The 5,102-nt window shown below is 29.5% G+C and carries 6 protein-coding genes; 2 read left to right on the forward strand and 4 right to left on the reverse strand.

The window, feature by feature from the left end:
* Positions 1-81 precede the first annotated feature (81 nt).
* The 3 genes from ACR0QS_RS10810 to ACR0QS_RS10820 are packed head-to-tail and all read right to left on the reverse strand — an operon-like array spanning position 82 to position 1,766.
* Positions 82-609 (reverse strand): HdeD family acid-resistance protein, encoded by a 528-nt coding sequence (locus ACR0QS_RS10810; RefSeq protein WP_432633456.1) that lies wholly within the window; start codon positions 607-609, stop codon positions 82-84.
* Between the two features lie 51 nt (positions 610-660).
* Positions 661-1,341: a hypothetical protein gene (locus ACR0QS_RS10815; protein WP_432633457.1), complete on the reverse strand. Its 681-nt coding sequence runs from the start codon at positions 1,339-1,341 to the stop codon at positions 661-663.
* 53 nt (positions 1,342-1,394) lie between these two features.
* The gene (locus ACR0QS_RS10820; RefSeq protein ID WP_432633458.1) at positions 1,395-1,766 is read right to left on the reverse strand and encodes a hypothetical protein; all 372 of its coding nucleotides are present in this window, start codon (positions 1,764-1,766) and stop codon (positions 1,395-1,397) included.
* A gap of 216 nt (positions 1,767-1,982) precedes the next feature.
* Between ACR0QS_RS10820 and ACR0QS_RS10825 the strand changes: the two genes are divergently transcribed.
* Together ACR0QS_RS10825 and ACR0QS_RS10830 are read left to right on the forward strand one after the other, a co-directional pair.
* Positions 1,983-3,050, forward strand: a complete 1,068-nt coding sequence (locus ACR0QS_RS10825; protein WP_432633459.1) for a thiamine biosynthesis protein — start codon at positions 1,983-1,985, stop codon at positions 3,048-3,050.
* 45 nt (positions 3,051-3,095) lie between these two features.
* A complete protein-coding gene (locus ACR0QS_RS10830) occupies positions 3,096-4,256 on the forward strand; it encodes a phosphopentomutase (RefSeq protein WP_432633460.1) in 1,161 nt (386 codons plus the stop codon).
* Between the two features lie 86 nt (positions 4,257-4,342).
* On the opposite strand, the gene ACR0QS_RS10835 is transcribed toward ACR0QS_RS10830, so the two are convergent.
* Positions 4,343-5,102 (reverse strand): hypothetical protein (locus tag ACR0QS_RS10835; protein WP_432633461.1); only part of this gene is annotated, 760 nt, incomplete at its 5' end.

Genomic DNA, 5,102 nt, shown 5'->3' on the forward strand with positions numbered 1-5,102 from the left:
ATAATATATCGACTTATTTAGTCATAAAATTTAATCCCGATTCGATATTTTTTAAACTTTATTTATAATTATTTAAAAAATTTATTTAAAAAATTTTCCGTAGGCAAACCATAATTGAATCGTTATTATTCCGTATAAAATTAATCCTAATCCCAAAACTACGCTTAAATAAACCGTTCCAAGTAAAGGATTAAATGTTAAAATTATTCCCGCTATTACCGTAAGTATTCCGCTAAATAATGTCCAGCCCCATTTATCGTATCCATGCTTTTTCAAATCTATCGAAGAAGCTATTGAAACTGCGCCTCGAACTATCGTAAATATTGCAACGAAATAAGGTATAACAGTCGCGCTTATTAATAAATTTGAAATTATTATTATACCGCAAATAGTCGAAACTATTCCGTCAAGTAAAATAATGCTCGAACCCGCCAAATGTCTTAAACCTACAAAATAGAATATCGAACTTATTCCAGAGAATATCATTAAAAATCCTATTATATAAGCCACCGCTATTGTCGTATTTAAAGGATATTTTATCGCGACTATCCCAGATATTATAAGCGCTATTCCGAATATTAACCATAAAACTCTGCTAAATTTACTCATTTTTTTCTCCTTAAAATAAATTAAATAAATTAAAATTAAAAATATTATATCTTATTTTTTTATATTTTCCATATCCAAAACAATATCAATTTCAGTCATTGCGCAGTTAAGTTTTTTTGAAATTTGTTCTTTTGAAAAACCTTCTTTATAAAGTTTAATAATATTTTCGTTATTTGTTTTTTCGTTTTCTTTATCGTTTTTATTTTCAGTTTTATCTGCTTTATTATAAATATTTTTTTTAAATGCAATATCGAGTTTATTTCTTAATTCTTCTCTCGATTCTCTATTTAATCCGTTACCAAATTCTCTAGTAAATTCTTTTTTGATTTCATTTTTATTTTCTATAATTTGAATTTCATTTTTTTTATTTTCAATTTTATTATTATTAATATTTTCAATATCTTCTATTTTTACATTTAAATTATTTGTGGTTTCTTTTTTTTCTTTAATATCATTATTAAAATTATTAGAATTATTAAAATTGTTTTGATTATCAATATTTATTTTTTTTAATAATTCGTTCGCTCTGTTTATCGCGTCTTCGAGTATTGAAATTCTGCTTAACGCAATATTATTAAATTCTTTAACCAACGCTTCTATTTCTTCTCTTGCTTTTGAAGTCGTTTCTCTTTCAAGTCTTTCTCTCGCTCTCGAAACTATATAAATATAAAATAACGGCAACGCAACCGCCAATATGATTATATTAATTATAACGCTTATAAAAATTTGCATATCGAATTTATTATTTATCTTTTTAATTTAAATTTATTTTAAACTTTTTAATTCTAACCGAAAATATCTATTTTAGAACCTTTCATTTGTTCCGCCGCTCCGATTTCGTTTATTTCTATCGTATCTATAGAATCCGCTACAGAATTATCGCTGTCAATAATATTTCTTCTATTTTTTTTTCTATATGATATATAACCTTGTCCTTTTTTGCCTCTCTGTTCGTCTTTTTTTTCTTTAATTTTATTATCTTCAGAAACATTTTCCGATTTTACGACAGTAGAATCCCTTATAAAAGATTCTCTATGTATATCTCTATCTTCCGACTGCATGGCTATAGTTTTTGCCGCCATTCTAACATGCTCCATACGACCTATATGGGATTGTTGCATGTATAATTGTTGTAAATCCAAAGGGGCTATAGGCATTATTAAATCTCCGTATTCTATGCCTTAATTTTGTTTTAAATATATATTTTTTTTATTTTATTGCAAGTGAAAATATTTATTCTTAATAATCCAATTTTATAAAGTTTTAATTGTCAAATAAAAATATTGAATAAAATACAAATAAAATATATTATAACTTAAAATTTAATTATGATAAAAATATATTATTGATTTTTTTGTAAGGGAATAAATTAAATGAATAAACCTAAAGCGATTTTACTTTTATCGGGAGGATTGGATAGCTCGCTTGCTGGAGCGATACTAAAAAGAGAAAATATCGAAGTTCTTGCAATAAGATTTATCACTGGTTTGGAATACGCCGTTATTAAAGAAGAACTCATGGAAATATATAATAACGACCCTGCTAAAAAAATTGCCGACTTTCTAAATATTCCGATAAGATTCGTTTCGTTAAAAGATAAATATATCGATATGTTTTTAAATCCAAAATACGGATACGGAAGCGCGGTAAATCCATGTTTGGACTGCCATATTTTAATGCTAAAAACGGCAAAAGAAATAATGGAAAAAGAAGGATTCGATTTTGTCGCTACGGGAGAAGTTAAAGGACAGCGCCCTATGAGTCAAAAACCGCAGGATTTAATCAATGCCATAAAAGAAAGCGGACTCGAAGGAAGACTGCTTCGTCCGTTATCGGCAAAACTTCTTCCAATAACGATTCCCGAAAAAGAAGGTTTAATAAATAGAGAAAATCTTTTTGGAATATACGGAAGAGCGAGAAATATACAGATGGAACTCGCTGAAAAATTTGGAATAAAAGATTATCCAATTCCAGCGGGAAGCGGTTGTTCTATAGTCGATAAAAGTTATGCGAAAAGATATAAAGAACTTGTTGCTCATAATACAACAAAAATAATCAATATGGAATTGATGCAATATTTGGCTATTGGAAGACATATAAGAATAGTTGATAATGCAAAATTAATCTTGGGAAGAAACGAAAAAGAAAATGACGCTTTGGAAAAAAGAGATAGAATAAAAATAAATAGAATAAACGATATAACTTTGAAACCGAATTATAATAGAGGACCTTTCGGCTATTTGGAAATATACGAAGAGAATATAAATAATTTGGAAGAAGTCCTTTATAAATCGGCAATGATAATGGGATATTTTTCAAAAGAAGAAACGGAAAATTTGAGCATAACGATTTCGCAAATAATAAACGGTAAAGAAGAAAAAAAAGAAATAATAATAAATAATGCGGATTCAAAAAATACAAAATTTGAACAAATAATATAATTCGTATATAATTAAAAAACTAAATAAAAATGCAAGGAGTTATTTATGAGTAATAAAAAAGCCGTTTTAATAGTTGTCGACAGTTGCGGAGTCGGAGCTTTACCAGACGCTAAAGATTTTGGAGACGAAGGAGTAAATACGATTTCCAATTTGTCAAAAGCTACGGGCGGAGTAAATCTACCAAACATGGAAAAAATGGGACTCGGAAATATTACAGATATAAAAGGCGTTTCAAAAATCGAAAACGCTATCGGCTATTATGGAAAATCTATGGAAAAATCGAAAGCTAAAGACACGACAACGGGACATTGGGAGATAGCGGGATTAATATCGAAAAAACCTTTCAATACTTATCCGAACGGTTTCCCGCAAAAAACAATCGAAGCGATAGAAAAAATGTCAGGAAGAAAAATCGTATGCAATAAACCTTATTCTGGAACCGAAGTGATAGACGATTATGCGGACGAACAATTAAAAAACGGCTCTCTTATAGTTTATACTTCCGCCGATTCCGTTTTGCAAATCGCCGCTCATGAAGAAATTATTCCAATCGAAGAACTTTATAAAATATGCGAAAAATCACTTGAAATATGCAATGAATTTTCACCAGTGGCGAGAGTGATAGCGAGACCTTATTTGGGAGAGAAAGGAAATTATAAACGAACGGAAAGAAGACATGACTATTCCGTGCCTCCGAGCGGAGATACAATGCTTGATAGAATTTCAAAAAATAATTTGCCCGTAATAGGAATAGGAAAGACGAGCGATATATTTGCGGGAGTGGGAATAACGGAAAACAGAAAAACGAATAAAAATAATTTGGACGGAATAGAAAAAACGATTAAAGCGATTAAAGAAATTGATAACGGATTAATATTTACGAATTTAGTCGACTTCGATATGCTTTACGGACATAGAAGAGACGCAAAAGGCTATAAAAACGCTTTGGAAGAATTCGACAAATATATTCCCGAAATGATTGAAAATTTAAACGAAGACGATTTATTTATAATCACCGCCGACCATGGATGCGACCCGACATACAAAGGAAGCGACCATACGAGAGAATATATACCGATTTTGGCTTTCGGAAAAAAATTAAAGAAAAATATAAATATTGGAACAAGAGATTCTTTCGTTTCAATAGCCGCTTCGATAGAAAAACATCTTTTAGGAAAAACGAATCTTGAAGGCGAGTTTTTATAATTATTTTTTGAATTGTTAAAAAACAACCCCGCAAAACTACGGGGCATTTCTTCTTACATTAAAGGAGGTAAAAAACATTCCTTTATTTATTTAGGGCGTCCAAATCCGAAACCAAAAAACAATTCAAACGATAAAGAAGAAAAATTATATTTATCGTATCCGTATGTAGTTGTATCAGATTTCAATTTATCCATATCAAATTCCATTCCAAAATTATAAAGCATATTTACCCCAATTTTGAAAGCCCATCTTTCAGACATATAGAAATTTTTCTCAAAATTTAACTTTATATAAGGCATAATAGGAACTTTATACATATACGAAATTTTTTCAAAATTGAATTTATTTATACCTACATATTTTCCCAATCCCGTTGTTATTTCTTCACCATACGCATTCTTTCCCTTGTGTGTTACTGTGCTATATAGAGGTAGAAAAATACCCGCTCCTATTCCGAAAGAGATACCGTTATTAAAATTGAGTTTAGGCAATATACCCAATATTAAATTATGATAATAAAAAATATCTTTATATTCGGCTAAATGTTCATATTTAGATATATCTTTATCTTTATAGTTCATCCTAATTCTCATATAATAATTGTATCCTGTTTCAAATAGAATACTTATACTACTTAAAGCCCCAGCATTTGGCAGTTCAAAGTTAGCTCCTATATCTAAAAAACCGTTTGCTGAAAAACCGCTATCCACTCTACTTCCATTTTCACTTGGAATATGATTAAAACCTTCCGTATAGCTAAATTCCGTTGAACCGCCTACTCCTCCGCCAAAAGAAATCTCAAGATTAACAGGCAATAATTTGGAATATGTTAATATAGATAATAAT

The organism is Brachyspira sp. (assembly GCF_050873525.1).
GTDB lineage: Bacteria > Spirochaetota > Brachyspiria > Brachyspirales > Brachyspiraceae > Brachyspira.

Bases quoted from the DNA above. Each gene is read 5' to 3' on its own strand.
- ACR0QS_RS10810 (WP_432633456.1), bottom strand. From the start codon at position 609: ATGAGTAAATTTAGCAGAGTTTTATGGTTAATATTCGGAATAGCGCTT.
- ACR0QS_RS10815 (WP_432633457.1), bottom strand. From the start codon at position 1,341: ATGCAAATTTTTATAAGCGTTATAATTAATATAATCATATTGGCGGTT.
- ACR0QS_RS10820 (WP_432633458.1), bottom strand. From the start codon at position 1,766: ATGCCTATAGCCCCTTTGGATTTACAACAATTATACATGCAACAATCC.
- ACR0QS_RS10825 (WP_432633459.1), top strand. From the start codon at position 1,983: ATGAATAAACCTAAAGCGATTTTACTTTTATCGGGAGGATTGGATAGC.
- ACR0QS_RS10830 (WP_432633460.1), top strand. From the start codon at position 3,096: ATGAGTAATAAAAAAGCCGTTTTAATAGTTGTCGACAGTTGCGGAGTC.